The 18,030-nt window shown below is 65.4% G+C and carries 15 protein-coding genes; 8 read left to right on the forward strand and 7 right to left on the reverse strand.

Features of this window, described 5'->3' with window-relative positions:
- Positions 1-5: 5 nt before the first annotated feature.
- The 4 genes from ABCV34_RS12680 to ABCV34_RS12695 all read right to left on the reverse strand — a co-directional run bounded on the left by ABCV34_RS12680 (position 6) and on the right by ABCV34_RS12695 (position 6,936).
- Positions 6-2,921 carry a bifunctional diguanylate cyclase/phosphodiesterase gene (locus ABCV34_RS12680; protein ID WP_345796571.1) on the reverse strand — a complete coding sequence of 972 codons (2,916 nt, stop codon included), beginning with the start codon at positions 2,919-2,921 and terminating at the stop codon, positions 6-8.
- Positions 2,922-3,024: 103 nt separating this feature from the next.
- Positions 3,025-4,305, reverse strand: coding sequence for a diaminopimelate decarboxylase (lysA, locus tag ABCV34_RS12685; protein WP_345796572.1), 1,281 nt, complete (start codon positions 4,303-4,305; stop codon positions 3,025-3,027).
- Positions 4,306-4,312: 7 nt separating this feature from the next.
- Positions 4,313-4,477, reverse strand: a complete 165-nt coding sequence (locus ABCV34_RS12690) for a hypothetical protein (protein ID WP_345796573.1) — start codon at positions 4,475-4,477, stop codon at positions 4,313-4,315.
- Positions 4,478-4,491: 14 nt separating this feature from the next.
- Positions 4,492-6,936: a PBP1A family penicillin-binding protein gene (locus ABCV34_RS12695; protein WP_345796574.1), complete on the reverse strand. Its 2,445-nt coding sequence runs from the start codon at positions 6,934-6,936 to the stop codon at positions 4,492-4,494.
- Positions 6,937-7,088: 152 nt separating this feature from the next.
- Here ABCV34_RS12695 and ABCV34_RS12700 point away from each other — a divergent pair, with 152 nt between their 5' ends.
- The 3 genes from ABCV34_RS12700 to ABCV34_RS12710 are packed head-to-tail and all read left to right on the forward strand — an operon-like array spanning position 7,089 to position 9,871.
- Entirely contained in the window at positions 7,089-7,661 is a 573-nt protein-coding gene (locus ABCV34_RS12700; protein WP_345798780.1) for a shikimate kinase, read from the forward strand.
- A gap of 6 nt (positions 7,662-7,667) precedes the next feature.
- Positions 7,668-8,741 (forward strand): 3-dehydroquinate synthase, encoded by a 1,074-nt coding sequence (aroB, locus tag ABCV34_RS12705; RefSeq protein ID WP_345796575.1) that lies wholly within the window; start codon positions 7,668-7,670, stop codon positions 8,739-8,741.
- A 2-nt stretch (positions 8,742-8,743) separates the two neighbouring features.
- Entirely contained in the window at positions 8,744-9,871 is a 1,128-nt protein-coding gene (locus ABCV34_RS12710) for a deoxyguanosinetriphosphate triphosphohydrolase (RefSeq protein WP_345796576.1), read from the forward strand.
- Here the strand turns inward: ABCV34_RS12710 and uvrA are convergent.
- A complete protein-coding gene (gene uvrA / locus ABCV34_RS12715) occupies positions 9,856-12,732 on the reverse strand; it encodes an excinuclease ABC subunit UvrA (RefSeq protein WP_345796577.1) in 2,877 nt (958 codons plus the stop codon). The two genes, ABCV34_RS12710 and uvrA, sit on opposite strands and share 16 nt — an antisense overlap.
- A gap of 75 nt (positions 12,733-12,807) precedes the next feature.
- On the opposite strand from uvrA, the gene ABCV34_RS12720 reads away from it, so the two are divergent.
- Positions 12,808-14,013 (forward strand): MFS transporter, encoded by a 1,206-nt coding sequence (locus tag ABCV34_RS12720; protein WP_345796578.1) that lies wholly within the window; start codon positions 12,808-12,810, stop codon positions 14,011-14,013.
- A 16-nt stretch (positions 14,014-14,029) separates the two neighbouring features.
- Here ABCV34_RS12720 and ABCV34_RS12725 read toward each other — a convergent pair whose 3' ends face one another.
- The gene (locus ABCV34_RS12725; protein WP_345796579.1) at positions 14,030-14,299 is read right to left on the reverse strand and encodes an oligopeptide/dipeptide ABC transporter ATP-binding protein; all 270 of its coding nucleotides are present in this window, start codon (positions 14,297-14,299) and stop codon (positions 14,030-14,032) included.
- Between the two features lie 10 nt (positions 14,300-14,309).
- Complete coding sequence (locus ABCV34_RS12730) at positions 14,310-15,389, reverse strand: ABC transporter substrate-binding protein (protein ID WP_345796580.1); 1,080 nt, start codon at positions 15,387-15,389, stop codon at positions 14,310-14,312.
- Between the two features lie 147 nt (positions 15,390-15,536).
- On the opposite strand from ABCV34_RS12730, the gene ssb reads away from it, so the two are divergent.
- From ssb to ABCV34_RS12750, 4 genes are all read left to right on the forward strand, one after another.
- Entirely contained in the window at positions 15,537-16,022 is a 486-nt protein-coding gene (gene ssb / locus ABCV34_RS12735; RefSeq protein ID WP_345796581.1) for a single-stranded DNA-binding protein, read from the forward strand.
- Positions 16,023-16,239: 217 nt separating this feature from the next.
- Positions 16,240-16,707, forward strand: a complete 468-nt coding sequence (locus tag ABCV34_RS12740) for a hypothetical protein (RefSeq protein WP_345796582.1) — start codon at positions 16,240-16,242, stop codon at positions 16,705-16,707.
- Positions 16,704-17,000 (forward strand): type II toxin-antitoxin system RelE/ParE family toxin, encoded by a 297-nt coding sequence (locus ABCV34_RS12745; protein WP_345796583.1) that lies wholly within the window; start codon positions 16,704-16,706, stop codon positions 16,998-17,000. The genes ABCV34_RS12740 and ABCV34_RS12745 overlap by 4 nt, the downstream gene beginning before the upstream one ends.
- A gap of 85 nt (positions 17,001-17,085) precedes the next feature.
- Positions 17,086-17,910: a cell division protein gene (locus ABCV34_RS12750; RefSeq protein WP_345796584.1), complete on the forward strand. Its 825-nt coding sequence runs from the start codon at positions 17,086-17,088 to the stop codon at positions 17,908-17,910.
- The last annotated feature ends 120 nt before the right edge of the window (positions 17,911-18,030 follow it).

The following is an 18,030-nucleotide window of genomic DNA, read 5'->3' on the forward strand; positions in this document are numbered from 1 at the left end:
TCGTTTCAGGCGGGGATGCTGCGCCCGCTGATCTCTTCGACGTAGGCCCGCGCCGCTGGGTTGGCGATCAGCGGCAGGATGTTGTCGTGGGCCAGGATCTCGGCGGGTTGGCGCGCCGCCGAGATCACGAACCCCTGGACGTAGTCCACGCCCATTTCCGCCAGGGTGCGCAGGGTGGCGACGTCCTCGACCCATTCGGCGATGCACTCCATGCCCAGGTTGTGGGCCAGATCCACGATGCTGTTGACGATGGCGATATTGGCCTCGCTGCCAAGCATGTCGCGGATCAGGGTGCCGTCGATCTTGATCGTGTCGGCGGGCAGTTCCTTCAGGTAGGAAAACGAGGTGTAGCCGGCGCCGAAGTCGTCCAGCGCCACGCGGGCCCCCATGCGCTGCAGGCGCCGCATGAACTGCCGCGTGCGTTCCAGGTCCTGCAGGGCGACACCTTCGGTGATCTCGACGCACAGACGGCGGGTGAACTGGGGCTGCTGGTTCAGGATGCCGAACAGCGTGTCGATGAAGTGGTCGTCGTTCAGCGACACGCCGCTGAGGTTGACGTTGACCTGCTGTGTCCGGCCGAGTTTCCGGTCGTTCTGGGCCATCCATTCCAGGGTTGTCGAGAACACCCATTTGTCGATCATCGTGATCATGCCGGTGTCTTCGGCCGCCTGGATGATCTTGTAGGTCTGCAGCGGGTGATCGCCGTGGCTGTGGACCCGTAGCAGCGCTTCGAAATTGAGCGTCTGCAGCGGATGGCGCAGCGACATGATGGGCTGCATTTCCAGATGGATGTCCTCGGGGGGCGTGCCCTGTTCCAGCTGTTCGAAGACCCGCAGTTCATTGATGTGGTCGAACAGCTCGTGGGCGTTTTCCTCGTACAGGACGATGTCCTGGTGCTGCTTGCGGGCGTCGCGGCAGGCGCGGCTGGCGGCGGCGATGGCGTCCTTCGGACGCATGCGGGCGTCCAGGTCGATCAAGCCCATGGCGCTCTTGATCTGGAAAGAGCGGTTGCTGACGTGAAATGGCGTGGCGTTCAGGGTCTCGACGATGTCCTGGCCGATGCGCCGCGCCTCGCGCGCGCGCACCCGCGGAAACAGGATGATGAATTCGTCGCTGCCGATGCGGCCCAGTTGCTGCTGCTCCGTCAGCGCGTATTTCAGGCGGTCGCAGGCCAGTTGCAGTAGCTGGTCGCCCGCGGAGTGTCCGAACAGGTCGTTGACGCGTTTGAGGTGGTCCAGGCTGAGGTACGCCAGCGCGCACGGGGTGCCGGATTGCTGCAGATCGTCGATCGAAGACTGGGTGGCGTCTTCGATTCCGTGCCGGTTCAGAGTGTTCGTCAGGGGATCGTGGTCGGTCGTCAGCCGCAGATTGCGGAGGGTTTCCGAGCGGGCGCCGACGTCTTGCAGCGAGCCCTCGATCCTGCTGCCCACCAGGGTGGCGCGCAGCAGAAAGCTGCGTGTCGTCGGCTGTAGCGGGCTGGGCAGCAGCTGGATTTCCGTGTCCCGGCCCTGTTCCGTCGCCAGTGAGACGGCCGCCCAGTCAACGTCCGGGAAGAAATCCTTCCAGTTGAGGCTGGGGGTGTCCGGCCCGTCGCTGATCAGCAGCATCCCGCGCGCATTCGGATTCAGATGTTCGAAATGGCGGGTGGCACCCAGCGTGAACATGCCCAGTGGCGACAGAGAGTCGTGGGCGATGAGTTCGTTGCGCTGCCGCAGGTTGATCTGCCGGTTTTCGCGGATGCGGTTGGCTGTGGCCAGGGCGATCAGCAGATTGCAACCCAGGAAGATGACGGTGCCCGGCCAGCCGCTGATCAACGACCGGTGATCCAGTCCGATCAGGATCAGGCCGGCGAGCAGCACGCCGACCGCGAAACAGACGCCGATCGTGTGCCAGAACAAAGCGCGCGTGGTGGAACGGAACAGGGCGTGGATCAGGATGGTGGCTACCAGCGCCGTGTCCAGCCAGGCCGCCAGGAACGACGCCGTCTGGAACATGTCGTAGGATGGAAGGAAGATCGGCGTCAGCAACAGCACCGAGCCTGTCAGGCCGATGATCCGCAGCCGGCCCAGGATCCGCGGGCCGAGACTCTGGCGAAACAGACAGGTAAACAGCATCCAGGTCGTGGTGAACGACAGCGGCAGCGTCAGCTTGCGTGACCAGACCAGATTGTCGGGCGACAGCAGGTGGCCGAGCCAGAGATGGTCCCAGTTCAACGCCCAGGCGCCCAGGCGCAGGTTGCACAGGATCCAGCAGGTCAGCACGATGTAGAGTTGTTCGCGGGTCGTCAGTGCAATGACCCCGAGGAAGGCCGCCAGCATCAGCAGGCCGCCTTCCAGCAGGCCCAGGGTGCGTGTGGCGTGCGACTGGGACAAGGCGAGCGCCTGAGGGTCCCATTGCTCGACTGCCAGAGTACCTGGGAATGCCAGGTCCAGCCGGCACAGGATCTGATCCGCCTTGGCGGAGCCCGGCACTGACGCCGCATAGCCGAGCACGCTCGGCTGGAAATCCTGTTCGGTCAGCAGCCGAGGGTTCTGGCTGTCGAATCGCCAGCAACCGGGGGCCAGGCTTTGATTGGCTGACAGCAGCAGCGCCGTCGGAGATCCCGGGCGTTCTTTGGGGGCCAGGTCGGCCAGCAGCCACACCGGGCCTTCAGCGGCGCGACTGGACAGCCGGGTGGGGCGCTGCAGGATCAACCCCAGGGCGTCGTGGGGATCCTGGACGGTGGTTGTGGGCAGGAATCGCGTCGACAGCGGCTGCCCGGTATTGGTGGCGAAATAGGCGGGAAAGAACCAGGCGGTGGTCAGCAGAGCCAGGCAGATCAGCAGCAGAGCCAGGAAAATCGTGAGGGAAGAAAGATACCCTGTCGCGCGGACAGAGAACGATGGATCGAGGCGGGCTGTTGAATCCTGTTGTGGTGGCATGAAACGGCTGGAAGGAAACAGGGCGCTTCGGTGGATCCGGGCGATGTTGCGCCTACTATACGCTTTACGACAAGACGTGCCCGGATTTTACCCTGTCTCGATGTCACCTGCCGTCGGCTGTTTTGGGGATGCGTTCCTGGGCGAACAGTTCCTGGATCGATTCCCGGGGGCGGATTACCCAGGCATTCTGGCCGTCGACCAGCACTTCCGCCGCGCAGGGGCGCGTGTTGTAGTGGCTGGCCATGGAAAACCCGTAGGCGCCGGCGGACTGGATCGCCAGCAGATCGCCCTGTTCCAGGGGCAATTTTCGGTCACGCGCCAGCCAGTCGCCGCTTTCGCAGATCGGACCCACGATGTCGTAGGTTTCCTGCGGGATCCCGGCCCTGGGTTGCACGGGTACCACACCGTGCCAGGCCTCGTACAGCGCCGGGCGCATCAGATCGTTCATCGCCGCGTCCACAATGGCGAAATTGCGGGCCTCGGTGCATTTCAGGTATTCCACCCGCGTCAGCAGGATGCCGGCGTTCCCCACCAGAGAGCGGCCGGGTTCCAGGATCACCTGCAGATAGTGCAGGCCGCGCTGATGCAGTGCCGCGAAGACCGGATTGAGCAGCTCGGCCGGGTCGGGCGGGGTCTCGTCGGTGTAGCGGATGCCCAGGCCGCCTCCCAGGTCCAGGTGGCGCAGCGTGATGCCGTCGGCGGCCAGCGCGTCGATCAGGTCCAGCAGCTTGTCCAGCGCATCCAGATAAGGACTGATCTGCGTGATCTGGGAACCGATGTGGCAGTCTACGCCCACGATCTCCAGCCCCGGGTGCTGGCGCGCCTGGCGGTACAGGGACGGCGCCTCGCGGATGTCGACGCCGAACTTGTTTTCCTTCAGGCCTGTTGAAATGTAGGGGTGGGTCTTGGCATCGACGTCCGGGTTCACGCGCAGGGACACAGGCGCGCGCACACCCATTTCCTGGGCGATGTCCGCCAGGCGTTCCAGTTCGGCGGCCGACTCGACGTTGAAGCACTTGATTCCTGCGGTCAGTGCCTGGCGTAGTTCCCAGCCCTGTTTGCCGACGCCCGAAAACACGACGCGATTCGGGTTGGCCCCGGCGGCCAGGACGCGGGCCAGTTCGCCGCCGGACACGATGTCGAAGCCCGCGCCCAGGCGCTGGAATTCGTGCAGCACGGCCAGGTTCGAATTGGCCTTGACGCCATAGCAGACCAGCGCGTTGCGCCCAGCGATGGCGTGCTCGTAGCGGTGCCAGGCTTCGTGCAGCGCCGCGCGGGAATAGACGTACAGCGGGGTGCCGTGGCGATCCGCCAGTTCGGGCAGAGGGATGTCTTCGGCATGCAGGATACCGTCCCGGATCGGGAAGTGGGGGGTAGCGGTCATGAGCAGGTCACGGGTGCGCGGCCGGCGTGGCGACGGGCGCGACGGTCGGCGGTGCGGTCAGGGTGGCGTCGGCAGGGGGCGGGGCGGGCGCCTTGAGCGGGCCTTTCATGCCGCAGCCCCCCAGGAGGAACATCAGGCCTGTCGCGGCCAGGATCAGAGTCGGACGTGTCAACGGGAGTCTTGTCATCAGAACGGCACTCGCACGGGTTGCGGGGTTGCGGCATTGCTGTCTGGCTGACTGCTGCGCAGCTGATCCAGGAGCGCCCCGATGCCGTCCGGCCGGGCTGGCGCCGTGCCGGGCGCGGGGTCGCCGGGCGCTGGCAGGCCGACGCGGGCAATCGCCACGCCGGGCGGGTATTCCGAGAAATAGAAGTCGCCGTCGGTGCGTACCAGACCGCTGGGCATGGGCCCGGGCGGAATCTGGGGCTGGCCAGCCAGCGCGACGCGCATGTAGCTGGCCCAGATCGGCAGGGCGGCCCCGCCGCCGGTCTCGCCCTGGCCCATCGATTTGGGCTGGTCGAAGCCCATCCAGGCCACAGCGACCAGCTTTGGCGTGAATCCGGCGAACCAGGCGTCCTGCGAGTCGTTCGTGGTGCCGGTCTTGCCGCCGATGTCGTCGCGTTTCAGTTCGCGATGCGCCCGGGCCCCGGTGCCCACGGTCGCGACGCCGCGCAGCATGTCATCCATGACATAGGCCGTGCGCGGGTCGATCACGCGTGCCAGGGTGTCGCCGGCGACTGTCGGTCGGGCGCGCATGATGATCTTGCCGCTGCCGTCGGTGACGTGGTCGATCAGGTAGGGCGGCACCCGGTAGCCGTTATTGGCGAACACCGCGTAGCCGCCGGCCAGTTGCAGCGGCGTGACGCTGCCGGCGCCCAGGGCCAGCGGCAGCACCGCCGGCTGACGCGAACGGTCGAAGCCAAAGCGGGTGACGTAGTCCTGCACATATTTGGGGCCGACCGCCTGCATGATGCGGATGGACACCATGTTCTTCGATTTGTACAGACCCTGCCGCATGGTCAGCATGGGTTCGTAGGATCGGCCGTAGTTCTTCGGGCTCCAGGCCTTCGATCCGGTCTGTTCGGCCGTCAGGGAGAAGGGCTCGTCCGAGATCTGGGTGGCCGGTGTCAGGCCGCGTTCCAGCGCCGAGGCATAGATGAAGGGTTTGAACGACGAACCCGGCTGGCGCCAGGCCTGCGTGACGCGGTTGAACTTGCCCTCGTCGAAATCGAAACCGCCCACCATCGCCACGACGCCGCCGTCCTGGGCGCGCAGCGACACCAGGGCCGCCTGGATGCTGGGCTTGTTCAGCAGTTCCCAGTAGTCTTCGAATTTGTGGATGTAGACCACCGCCCCGCGCTGGATGCGCACGGATTCCTTGGCGTTGGGCACCAGGCCGCGGGCGACCACGCGCAAGGCGCGCTTGTCGGTGATGTCGACGATGTCGGTGGGGCTGCGGGCGACCTTGATGGCGGTCGGGCTGGCCGACAGCACGACCCCGGTCAAGAGATCGCCGTTATCGGGGTATTTTTCCTGGACGGAATCCAGGATGTCGTTGAACGCCTCGGGCTGGTTTTCGATGCCGGCGGGCAGGTCGATGGTGTCCTCGGGGCCTGGGTAGGGGGCGCGGCGCGTGTAGTCCAGCACTCCGGCGCGCAGGGCCTGGTAGGCCGCTTCCTGGTCCTTGGAGTCGATCGTGGTGTAGATGTTGAAGCCACGCGAATAGATGTCGTCCTGGTACACCCCGTACAGCAGCTGCCGGGCCAGTTCGGCGGGGTATTCGCCATGCACCGCGTAGCGCCCGGAGGGCGTGCCGGCGGCGGATTTGATGACGATGGGCTGGGCCGCGGCCTGCTTGTATTCGGCGTCGGTCAGGTAGCCCAGGGCGCGCATGCGGCCCAGCACGTAGCCCTGGCGGTCTTTTGCGCGCTGGAAGTTGGAGATCGGGTTGAAGCGCGACGGGGCCTTGGGGATGCCCGCCAGCATGGCGGCTTCGGCCGGGGTGATGTCAGCCAGCTGCTTGCCGAAATAAGTGCGGCTGGCGGCGGCGAACCCATAGGCCCGGTGCCCCAGGAAGATCTGGTTCATGTACAGATCCAGGATCTGGTCCTTGGTCAGGGTGGCCTCGATCTTGAAGGTCAGCAGCAGTTCATAGAACTTCCGGGTGTAGGTCTTTTCCGAGGACAGGTAGAAATTGCGGGCGACCTGCATCGTGATGGTGCTGGCGCCCTGCGTCTTGGACATGTGCACCACGTTGGCGATCGCCGCGCGCAGCACCCCGGTCCAGTCGATGCCGCCGTGCTGATAGAAACGGTCGTCCTCGGCCGCCAGGATGGCGGACTTCATGATGTCCGGGATCTCGTTGAAGCGCAGCGCGTTGCGGCGTTCCTCGCCGAATTCGCCGATCAGCACGTTGTCGGCGGTGTAGATGCGCAGCGGCACGCGCGGCCGGTAATCGGTCATCGCGTGCAGGTCGGGAAGATTGGGCCAGGCCAGCGCGAGGGCCAACGACAGCAGCAGGGCGCTGCACGCGCCCAAGCCGGCGAGGAGGACGAATGCCTTCAGAACCAGGCGCGTGAGCCAGGACCGGGCAGGCGCCTTTGGCTTGGAGGGAGTGGTGGTGGTTCTCATCAGGGGCGATTGTAAGCCCTGGCTGGAGCAGGCCAGATGGCAAAGACGGAGTCTGTGTAACCGGATGCTGCGTTGCGGCGATGCCGGGCGGAACACGGATTGGGCCAATGCGATAATACACGCAAACGAACTGTCCCTGAGCTGTCATGTCGATGGAATCCGCCCCCGCCGCAAGCGAAATTCTCCCGGATGCGTCCGGGGACCGGGCCGTGCCGATTTTCCTGGTGGGCATGATGGGCGTGGGCAAGACCACGATCGGCCGCCAGCTGGCCAGTCAGCTGGGTCGTGAATTCGTCGATCTGGATCACGCCATCGAGGCGCGTTGCGGCGTGCGGGTGGCCACGATTTTCGACATCGAGGGCGAAGCCGGGTTCCGCCGCCGCGAAACCGCCTTGCTGGACGAATATTCCCGCTGCCAGGGGCTGGTGCTGGCCACGGGGGGCGGCGCCGTGTTGGCCGAAGACAACCGCCGCATGCTGCGGGAACGCGGCTGTGTGGTGTATTTGCGCGCCGGGGTCGATGAACTCTACCGGCGTGTGGCGCGGGATCGCAACCGCCCGCTGCTGCGCACCCAAGACCCGCGCCAGCGCATCGCCGACCTGCTCGCGCAGCGCGAACCTCTGTACGAAAGCGTTGCCGATGTGACGCTGGATACCGCCGATCAGCCCATCGCTCAGGTCCTGCGCAGCCTTTTACCTTTGCTGCCGGCCTGTCAACCTCAGTAGGATTTCATGCACAGCGTTCACGTCGACACCCCTGGCGGGCACTACCCTATCCACATTGGTCGCGGACGGCTGGACACGCTGGCCGACAGCATTCCCGCCGATGCCACGTCCGTGGCGGTGGTCACCAACACCACGGTGGCGGGGCTGTATGGCGATCGCGTCCGGGCGGCGCTGGCGGCCACCGGCAAGGCCGTCCACTGGGTCGAGCTGCCCGACGGCGAACAATACAAAACCTGGGATTCGCTGAACCGGATCTTCGATGCCCTGCTGGGCGCGGCGCTGGACCGCAAATCGGTGCTGGTGGCGCTGGGCGGTGGCGTGGTCGGGGACATCTGCGGGTTCGCCGCCGCCTGCTACATGCGCGGCGTGCGCTTCCTGCAGGTGCCCACCACGCTGCTCGCGCAGGTCGACTCCTCGGTTGGCGGTAAAACCGCCATCAATCATCCGCTGGGCAAGAACATGATCGGCGCTTTCTACCAGCCGCAGGCCGTGGAGATCGACCCGCAGGTGCTGGCCACGCTGCCGGCGCGGGAAATCTCCGCCGGCCTGGCCGAGGTCATCAAATACGGCATGATCGCCGATGCCGATTTCTTCGTCTGGTGCGAAACCCACGCGCAGGCGCTGCGCGCCCTGGATGCCGATGCGATCGAACACGCCGTGCGCCGTTCCTGCGAACTGAAGGCCTGGGTGGTCTCCCAGGACGAACGCGAATCCGGACTGCGGGCCATCCTGAACTTTGGACACACATTCGGCCATGCGATCGAATCCGGGCTGGGCTATGGCCACTGGCTGCACGGCGAGGCCGTTGGCTGCGGCATGGTGCTGGCGGCCGAACTGTCCGTTCGGGTCAGCGGCCTGGACCGCGCCGTGGCCGACCGTATCCGCGCCTTGGTCGAGGCCATCGGCTGCCCGACGCAGGCCCCGGATCTCGGCGCCGGCCGCTGGTTCGACCTGATGCGGGTGGACAAGAAAAACGAAGGCCACCGGATCCGCTACGTGCTGCTGTCGGAACTGGGCGGCGCCCGCCTGCAGGCGGTGGACGATGACCGGGTGCGCCCGGTCCTGCCGGGCGGGGTCTGACCATGGCAGCGCTGGCACCGTACGCCTGCCACCCCGAATCCACGCGCGGGCGCCGGCACCCAGAGTCACCGCCCCAGGGGCGCAGCGACTTCCAGCGCGACCGCGACCGCATCATTCACTGCTCGGCATTCCGGCGCCTGGAATACAAGACACAGGTCTTTCTGAACCACGAGGGCGACCTGTTCCGCACGCGGTTGACCCACAGCATCGAGGTCGCCCAGATCGCCCGCACCCTGGCCCGCAATCTGGGTGTGCACGAAGACCTGATCGAGGCCATCTCGTTGGCACACGACCTGGGGCACACGCCGTTCGGCCATGCTGGCCAGGATGAACTGAACGCCTGCCTGCGGGAATTCGTGCCGGATGCCGGCGGCTTCGAACACAACCTGCAGAGCCTGCGGGTGGTGGACGAACTGGAAGAACGCTACGCCGCCTTCGATGGCCTGAATCTGTGCTTCGAAACCCGCGAGGGCATCCTGAAGCACTGCTCGCGCAGCCATGCGCGGCAACTGGGGCCGGTCGCGGCGCGTTTCCTGGACGGCACCCAGCCGTCGCTGGAAGCCCAGCTCACCAATCTGGCCGACGAGATCGCCTACAACAACCATGACATCGACGACGGCCTGCGTTCTGGCCTGATCACGGTGCCGCAGCTGCTGCATCTGGATATCTTCGCCGCGCATCACGACCAGGTGCGCCGCCGCTATCCGGACGTCGAATCCAAACGTCTGGTGTCAGAGGTCATCCGCGCCATGATCAACACCCTGGTGCAGGATCTGACGCGCACCACGACCGACAATATCGCCCGGCTGCAGCCCCGGTCGGCCGACGAAGTCCGCGCCGGTCCGCCGCTGGCGGCGTTTTCCGATGAGATGCGTGCCCAGGCCGATGATCTGAAGCAGTTCCTGCTGAAGAACCTGTACCGGCATTATCAGGTGATGCGCATGACGGGCAAGGCGCGGCGAATCGTTCGCGAACTGTTCCAGGCCTTCGTGGCCGATCCGCGCCTGCTGGCCGACGAATACCGCCGCGAAGACCAGATTGCCCAGGCGCGGGCGATCACGGATTACATCGCCGGCATGACGGACCGTTACGCGGTCCGGGAACACCGGGCGATCTACCGGATGGAATAGGCGCCGGCGGCCAACACCGTCTTCAGCCATTGTCCGGTGTGGCTTTCCGGCGTCGCGGCGATCGTTTCCGGCGTGCCCTGCGCCACGATCCGCCCACCGCCGGCCCCGCCCTCGGGGCCCAGGTCCACGACCCAGTCGGCCGTCTTGATCACGTCCAGATTGTGTTCGATCACCAGCACTGTGCTGCCGGCGTCCACCAGTTGCCGCAGCACGTCGAGCAGCACCGAGATGTCGTGGAAATGCAGGCCCGTCGTCGGTTCGTCCAGCACGTACAGGGTGCGTTCCGACCCGCGCCGCGACAATTCCTGGGATAGTTTGATGCGCTGGGCCTCGCCGCCTGACAGGGTGGTCGCGCTCTGGCCCAGGCGGATGTAGGACAGGCCCACGTCCATCAGGGTCTGCAGTTTGCGTGCCACGGTCGGCACGGCCTGGAACAGGTCTAGCGCCTGCGTCACCGTCAGGTCCAGGATGTCGCTGATGGTGTGGCCGCGATAGTGGATGTCCAGTGTTTCGCGGTTGTAGCGTTTGCCCTCGCAGACTTCGCAGGGCACGTACATGTCGGGCAGGAAGTGCATTTCCACGCGCACCATGCCGTCGCCCTGGCAGGCTTCGCAGCGTCCGCCCTTGACGTTGAAGGAAAAGCGCCCCGCGTCGTAACCGCGCAGGCGCGCCTCCGGCACGCCCGCGAACAGTTCGCGGATCGGCGTGAACAGCCCCGTGTAAGTCGCCGGATTGCTGCGCGGCGTGCGGCCGATGGGATTCTGGTCGATGCTGATGATTTTTTCGAAGTTCTCCAGGCCTTCCAGACGGTCGAAGGGCGCGGGCGCGGTCTGCGCCCGATGCAGCCGCTGGGCCAGGGCCGCGACCAGCGTGTCGTTGATGAGCGTCGATTTTCCCGACCCCGAGACGCCCGTCACACAGGTCAGGCGCCCCACCGGAATCGCCAGGTCCACCGACTGCAGGTTATGGCCGCGGCAGCCCAGCACCCGCAGCCAGGGCTGATCCGGGTCATCCCGCGGGACGGGCCGGCGTGCCGGCACCGCGATACGCTGCGTGCCGGCCAGATACTGGCCGGTCAGGGACTGCGGCTGGGCGGCAATTTCCTGCGGCGTGCCCTGGGCCACCACGCAGCCGCCCTGTTCGCCTGCGCCCGGCCCCATGTCCAGTACGTGGTCGGCGGCGCGGATCATGTCCTCGTCGTGCTCGACCACGATGACGCTGTTGCCCAGGTCGCGCAGCTGCCGCAGCGTATCGATCAAGCGCCGGTTGTCGCGCTGGTGCAGCCCGATCGACGGCTCGTCGAGCACGTACATGACCCCCGTCAGGCCGGATCCGATCTGGCTGGCCAGGCGGATGCGCTGGGCCTCGCCGCCCGACAGCGTGTCGGCGCCGCGATCCAGCGACAGATAACCCAGGCCGACGTTGTCCAGGAAATCCAGACGGGCACGGATTTCGTGCACGATGCGCTCGGCGACCTCGCGCCGCGCGCCGCCGATGACCGATTCCTGAAACCAGCGCCGGCAGTCGGCCAGCGACAGGGCCTCGATCTCGTAGATGGCGCGCCCGCGCCGCTGCCCCGGCCCGGGGTCGTCGCCGATCAGCACATGGCGCGCCTCGGTGCACAGGCGCGCACCCTGGCATTCCGGACAGGTCGTGGTGTGGCGCAGCCGGCTCAGCTCTTCCCGGACGGCATGGGAGTGCGTCTCGCGCCAGCGTCGTTCCAGATTCGGGATCACGCCTTCGAATGCATGGTGGCGGATGGCCGGAATGCCGCCCTCGCCCAGATACTGAAAGGCGATTTCCTCGGTGCCAGAACCGTGCAGCAGGCGGTCGCGCACCGACGGATCCAGATCCTGGAAGGGGGTGTCCAGACTGAAGTGATAGTGTTGCGCCAGGCTGGCCATCATGGCGTAGCTGAAGGCATTGCGGCGGTCCCAGCCGTGGATGGCGCCGGCCGCCAGGCTGAGTTCGGGAAAGGCCGCCACGCGCGCCGGATCGAAGGATTCCACCTGTCCCAGACCATTGCAGGTGGGGCAGGCGCCCGTCGGGTTGTTGAAGCTGAACAGGCGCGGTTCCAGGTCGCCCATGCCGCGCGCGCAGACGGGGCATGCATAGGCGGCGGACAAGGCCCATTCCTGCTGCGTGTCCAGATCCAGCACCAGGGCGCGTCCCTGGGCCAGATCCAGCGCCGTTTCGAAACTTTCGGCCAGCCGCTGGCGGCTGTCGGGCCGCGCGCGCAGGCGGTCCACCACGACATCCAGGTCCCAGGCGCCGCCGGGCTGGGGCAGGGGGGTGCCGCCGTCGATGCTGTGGATGACCCCATCGATGCGTGCGCGCACGAAGCCCAGAGCCTGCAGCCGGCGGCATTCGGCGGCCAGATCGTCCTGGCGCGCGCGCGCCAGCGGCGCCAGGATCGCCAGACGGCTGCCTTCGGGCAGGCCCAGCACCTGATCCACCATCTGGCTGACGCTTTGCGCCTGCAGGGGCAGGTCGTGGTCTGGGCAATAGGGCGTGCCGATGCGCGCGTACAGCAGGCGCAGGTAGTCATGGATCTCTGTCACCGTGCCAACCGTGGATCGCGGGTTGTGGCCGGCGGTCTTCTGCTCGATGGCAATGGCCGGCGACAGACCCGTGATCACGTCCACGTCGGGCTTGTCCATCATCTGCAGGAACTGCCGCGCGTAGGCCGACAGGCTTTCGACATAGCGGCGCTGGCCTTCGGCATACAGCGTATCGAAGGCCAGGGACGATTTTCCCGAACCGGACAGGCCCGTGATGACCACGAGCTGCCGGCTCGGCAGATCGACCGAAATGTTTTTCAGGTTGTGGGTGCGTGCGCCGCGGATGCAGATGGCGTCCATGCCGGTAGGGGAGTTCAGGTTCTTAAAAGGCCAACTTGCTACTATAACGCGCAGACCTCCTATATTCTGTCTTTTATGGCCCGTTCCGCACCTTCCACCGCCCCCGCCCTCAAACTCACCGACCTCGAACGGCGCAGCAGCATCGCGCTGGCCACACTGTTCGCGGCCCGCATGCTGGGTCTGTTCCTGCTGACCCCCATCTTCGCCGTGGCGGCTCGCGCACTGATCGGGGGCAACGACCCGGTCCGGGTGGGCCTGGCGCTGGGCGCCTATGGCCTGACGCAGGCGGTCATGCAGATTCCGCTGGGCATGGCCTCGGACCGCTATGGCCGTCGGCCGATCATCGTCTTCGGCATGCTGCTCTTCGTCATCGGCGGGGTCGTCTGCGCCCTGACCGACAGTGTCGATTGGGTGACGGTCGGGCGCGTGATCCAGGGGCTGGGCGCCGTGTCGGCGGCCATCACAGCCTGGATCGCCGACGCCACCCGGCCCGAGGTGCGCACCCGGGCCATGGCCATGGTGGGCGGGTCCATCGGTATCTCCTTCGCCTTGTCGCTGGTGCTGTCGCCCCTGCTGGTGGGCGAATTCGGCCTGTCGGGCCTGTTCTGGGCCATCAGCCTGCTGGGTTTCGTCTGCCTGCTGATCGCCATGTTCTTTGTGCCGGACGTCCCCAAATCCGAAGCCGACATCGTCCAGGCCACGCCGCGCGATGTGCTGGGCCACCGCGACCTGCTGCGCCTGAATTTCGGCGTGTTCTGCCTGCATTTCATCCTGATGGCGCTGTTCATGGTGGCCCCGGGGCTGCTGGGGCGCCTGGGCGGCTTCGATTCGGGCAGCCTGTGGCAGGTCTATCTGCCGGTCATCCTGGCGTCCTTCGTGCTGATGGTGCCGGCCGTTTTCTACACAGAAACCCGCAAGGTGCACAAACCCGCGCTGGAATGGGCCGTGCTGGGGCTGGCTGTGGTGCTGGGGGCGCTACCCTGGCTGATGAATTCCTTCACGCTGGTGGTCGTGGCCCTGATTGGCTTTTTCGTCTGCTTCAATATCCTGGAAGCCCTGCAGCCGTCGCTGGTGTCGCGGGTGGCGCCGCCCGCCTACAAGGGCCTGGCCCTGGGCTTCTACAACACCGCGCAGTCGCTAGGGGTGTTCGCCGGCGGCGTGCTGGGCGGCGTCCTGGTACGCACCAGCGGCCCGTCCATGGTCTTCTGGGTCAGCGCCATGCTGGCCGTGGTCTGGTTATATACCGCGCGGGGATTCAAGGAAATCCGCACGGGACACTGACACTTGGCCAGCCGCCTCAGGGGGTTCCCAGATCCTGCTCCACCGCATGACAGGCCACCAGACGGCCAGCCTGCATCTTCAGCTCGGGCATCGTTTCGCGGCAGACCGGCATCACGCGTGGGCAGCGGCTGCTGAACGGGCAGCCGGGCGGCGGGTTCAGGGGGCTGGGCAGTGCACCCGAAATGCGGATGCGCTCGCCGTGTCCTGTGGGGTTCAGCCTAGGGGTGGCCGACAACAGCGCCGACTCGTCGCCGAAATGCACGGACAGATTGCGAACTTCCAGCATGGCCCGATCCTCAGACTTTCAGGCGCGGATCCAGCGCGTCGCGCAGCCCGTCGCCCATCAGATTGAATGCCAGCACCGCCAGCAAAATGGCCAGGCCGGGAAATGTCACGATCCACCAGGCGCTTTGGGCGAACTGCAGCACGAAGGCAGGCAGCAGGATGTGATGCAGGGCGTCCCAGAAGTCGCCGGCTTCGCCGAACAGCAGCGTGTCGATCAGCATGAATCCGGTCAGCGGGTTGCTGGGGTCAAGAAACAGCGACTCGCTGATACGCCCGGACACCGGCATCAGGTCCCACTGCACCGACACCAGCATGATCAGCATTAGGCCCCACCAGAACACCGGCATGGAATAGCCGGTCAGGGCAGCCGTGATCGACATGTGATCGAACCAGGAACCGCGTTTGACGGCCGCCAGCACGCCCACCGGGATGCCGATCAGCAATGCGATGAACATGGCGATGATGCTCAGTTCCAGCGTCGCCTGGAAGCGCGGCACGAATTCCGACCAGATGGTTTCGCGGGTCGTCAGGGATGTGCCCAGGTCGCCGTGCAGCACGTTCCAGATGTAGTGGAAATACTGCGTCATCATGGCGGCATGCTGTTCTGGGGATAGGCTCCGTTCTCCGGCCATGATCAGCACGGGGTCGCCGGGGATCAGGTCTTCGAAGGGCGTGTAGCACCAGCGTGAATAGTTCGACCCGTTCTGCACGGCGGCGCAGCTGAACAGCGTGGCCAGGAAGTTGTCCGGGTCGCCGTTGTCGCCCGTCCAGCCGATCAGCATGGTCTGGTGTTCGCCGTTTTTGGCGCGCTTCGGGTATGAGCCGTTCGAGACTTTGTGATACGGATGATTGGCGTCTTTTTGGCGCAGGAAGGAAAACAGCACGTCGTCCGCGTTGAAATCGCGGGTGGGCTTGAACAGCTTGCTGGAATGGAATTTCACGCCCTTGCGCAGGTGGAAGGTGTAGGTTTTGCCGTCTTCGCTGACGTCCCAGGACTGTGCCAGGCCAGGAATGATTTCGGTGGAGCCGGCCTGCGCCGAGCCGACTGCCAGGGTCATGGCGGGGTTGGGGCGGGAAGGCCGCGCGGCCATGCACCGGCCAGGCTGATCCCCCGCAGTGAGTCTTGTGGGTGTAAACCCTGCTGCGCGATAATGTCCATTTGACCCCACTCGATGGACTGCGGGGGTGGCATATCCCCGATAATGGCAGCCACATCGTTCAATACAGGATTCACCACCATGGCCTCAGTCAACAAAGTCATTCTCGTCGGCAACCTGGGGCGCGATCCCGAGGTCCGCTACAGCCCGGATGGCGCGGCGATCTGCAATGTGTCGATCGCGACCACCAGCACCTGGAAGGACAAGGCATCCGGCGAGCGCCGCGAGGAAACCGAATGGCACCGCGTGGTGTTCTACAACCGCCTGGCTGAAATCGCCGGCGAATACCTGCGCAAAGGCCGGTCCGTCTACGTGGAAGGCCGCCTGAAGACGCGTAAATGGCAGGACAAGGAAACCGGCGCCGACCGCTACAGCACCGAAATCGTCGCCGACCAGATGCAGATGCTGGGCGGGCGCGAAGGCGGCGACACGGCTGGTGGTGGTGACGATGCGGGCGGTTTCTCGCAGGCCCCGGCGCGCCGTGCCCCGCAGCAGCAGCGCCCGGCCGCCCCGGCCGCGGCCCCGGCCAGCAACATGGCCGACATGGACGACGATATTCCGTTCTAGAACCTCCTTAGGTTTTTGTTGGTAGTAGACCCGCTCTCCCTATGGGAAGCGGGTTTTTCTTCACCCACATCTTTCTTGTGTTGTCGCTGTGTTTTGCATCAACTACCGCTGTGCAAGAACGGTGGGTTAATGGCTACAAATTGGCCTGGATATACATTTAATAAATATCTGCCTATCATTAAGTGTTTTATGGCAAGTGTCAGGAGGAACTTTCACCATGAACCAGACCATTGACACGGCGACGGCGCGGCGCATGGCCGAGGCGGGCACCATCCGGGGCGTTTCGATCATCGGCCAGCCTGGCGGCTGGAGCGTCATGCTAAAGACCGGCGCCCACGAAAAGCCGCTGGGCGGCCAGAAAACCGACCGACCGCGCATCTGGCGCAGCTTGGACACGCTTACCGAGTACCTGCGAAAGGATTTGTCCATCGTGCACATCGACAGCGTGGACGCCTCACACTACAGCAATGCTGACGTGCATCGGCTTGGTCGGCCTGATGCGGCCGCACGGCTGAAGCGTACCTACGAAGCTGCCGCTTACGATGCGTGGTTTCGTGCCCAGGTCGACGCCGGCATCAAGGAAGCCGACGATCCGGCCACGAAGTGGGTTAGTCATGAGGAAGCCATGGCTGGCATGTATAAGCACCTAGATCAACTGGAGGCCCGCGCCAGAGGCAAAAATTGAGGATTGAGTGGCTGCCCGGGGCCGATGCCACGCGGGATGACCAGCTCACGTACATCGCGCAGGACAGCATTCAGGCAGCGCGGGATGTCGCCGCGCAGATCGATCGCCAGGTCGGCCAGCTGGCACAGTTTCCAGAGTTGGGGCGGGCTGGACGGAGGCGCGGCACCCGCGAGCTGGTCATTAGCGGCAAGTCGCTGCTGGTGGTCTACCGGGTGCGACCGCAGCTGGCCAGGATCGAAATCATCCGTGTGCTGCATACCTCGCAGCAGTGGCCGCCAGGCGAAACCCCGTGAACCTTGTGCGTGGGTGTTTCTATGTTCCGCGCCCTGCGATGCATCTATTATACTGTATATAAATACAGTCATCTATGCTCCTGCCATGCCTGTCAGCGCCATCCGTCCCGAATCGATCCACCCGTCCCTGTGGCGGGCATCTCAGTTGGCGCGGGGGTGTGCTCAGGGCGTGAATACCGGCCATGCGGCACTGTCGGCCGAATTGCCGGGCCGCGGCTGGCCGGCCGGGTGTCTGATCGAATTGCTGTTGCCGCAGTCCGGCATCGGCGAACTGCGACTGTTGCTGCCCGTGCTGCGCGGGTCCATCCTGCTGATCCAGCCGCCATATCGGTTGCAGCCTCTGGCGCTGTCCTGGTGGGGGGTGGATCCCGGCCGTGTGATCCTGCTGCAGGCACCGCGCGGGGCGGATGCCTGCTGGGCGGCCGAACAGGCGCTACGAGCGGGTACCTGTGATGTGGTCCTGTTGTGGCAGGGGGCTGCCGCGCCCCAGCCTGGCCAAAGCCAGGGAAAGCCCGGCCGACGGCAGCATGCTTTTGTGCGCCCCGATGTGCTGCGGCGCCTGAATCTGGCGGCTCAGGCAGGGTCGGCCTTGTTTTTCATGTTTCGCTCATCTGTCGAGGCGGACCAGCCGTCGCCCGCGCCGTTACGTTTAGCGCTGGCGCCCGCACATGATGGCGTGGCGGTCACCTTCGTCAAACGTCATGGTCCCCCACGCGATGGCCCGCTGTTCGTGCCGCTGATGCCTTCACCCATTTTGCTGGATCAGCCTGCCAGGCCGGATCAGCGCGCATCGGCCTTTGATCCGCCACCGTGGATCCCTGCCGCAGCCGATGGAATGCGCCGGCCTGGACCCGGTGAGACGGCCGAATCACCGACTGTCGTTGAACGTGGCGTGGACGATATTTGGTAGGGCCTTGCCACTCGGATGATGTATTAATACTGTATATTAATACAGTAAAATGCCGAGTTTCGTCTACCTGCTATATCCATCATGTCCGTCTGGATCGGCGTTCATCCGCCCTCATCCGTT

The sequence above is a fragment of the Castellaniella sp. MT123 genome (genome assembly GCF_039614765.1).
In the GTDB taxonomy this organism is placed as follows: Bacteria; Pseudomonadota; Gammaproteobacteria; order Burkholderiales; family Burkholderiaceae_B; genus Castellaniella.

Excerpts from the sequence above, each read along its gene's own strand:
- ABCV34_RS12680 (WP_345796571.1), bottom strand. The coding sequence starts at position 2,921 with ATGCCACCACAACAGGATTCAACAGCCCGCCTCGATCCATCGTTCTCT.
- uvrA (WP_345796577.1), bottom strand. The coding sequence starts at position 12,732 with ATGGACGCCATCTGCATCCGCGGCGCACGCACCCACAACCTGAAAAAC.
- ABCV34_RS12710 (WP_345796576.1), top strand. The coding sequence starts at position 8,744 with ATGGCAGCGCTGGCACCGTACGCCTGCCACCCCGAATCCACGCGCGGG.
- ABCV34_RS12730 (WP_345796580.1), bottom strand. The coding sequence starts at position 15,389 with ATGGCCGCGCGGCCTTCCCGCCCCAACCCCGCCATGACCCTGGCAGTC.
- ABCV34_RS12695 (WP_345796574.1), bottom strand. The coding sequence starts at position 6,936 with ATGAGAACCACCACCACTCCCTCCAAGCCAAAGGCGCCTGCCCGGTCC.
- aroB (WP_345796575.1), top strand. The coding sequence starts at position 7,668 with ATGCACAGCGTTCACGTCGACACCCCTGGCGGGCACTACCCTATCCAC.
- ssb (WP_345796581.1), top strand. The coding sequence starts at position 15,537 with ATGGCCTCAGTCAACAAAGTCATTCTCGTCGGCAACCTGGGGCGCGAT.
- lysA (WP_345796572.1), bottom strand. The coding sequence starts at position 4,305 with ATGACCGCTACCCCCCACTTCCCGATCCGGGACGGTATCCTGCATGCC.
- ABCV34_RS12720 (WP_345796578.1), top strand. The coding sequence starts at position 12,808 with ATGGCCCGTTCCGCACCTTCCACCGCCCCCGCCCTCAAACTCACCGAC.
- ABCV34_RS12725 (WP_345796579.1), bottom strand. The coding sequence starts at position 14,299 with ATGCTGGAAGTTCGCAATCTGTCCGTGCATTTCGGCGACGAGTCGGCG.
- ABCV34_RS12740 (WP_345796582.1), top strand. The coding sequence starts at position 16,240 with ATGAACCAGACCATTGACACGGCGACGGCGCGGCGCATGGCCGAGGCG.
- ABCV34_RS12700 (WP_345798780.1), top strand. The coding sequence starts at position 7,089 with ATGGAATCCGCCCCCGCCGCAAGCGAAATTCTCCCGGATGCGTCCGGG.
- ABCV34_RS12750 (WP_345796584.1), top strand. The coding sequence starts at position 17,086 with ATGCCTGTCAGCGCCATCCGTCCCGAATCGATCCACCCGTCCCTGTGG.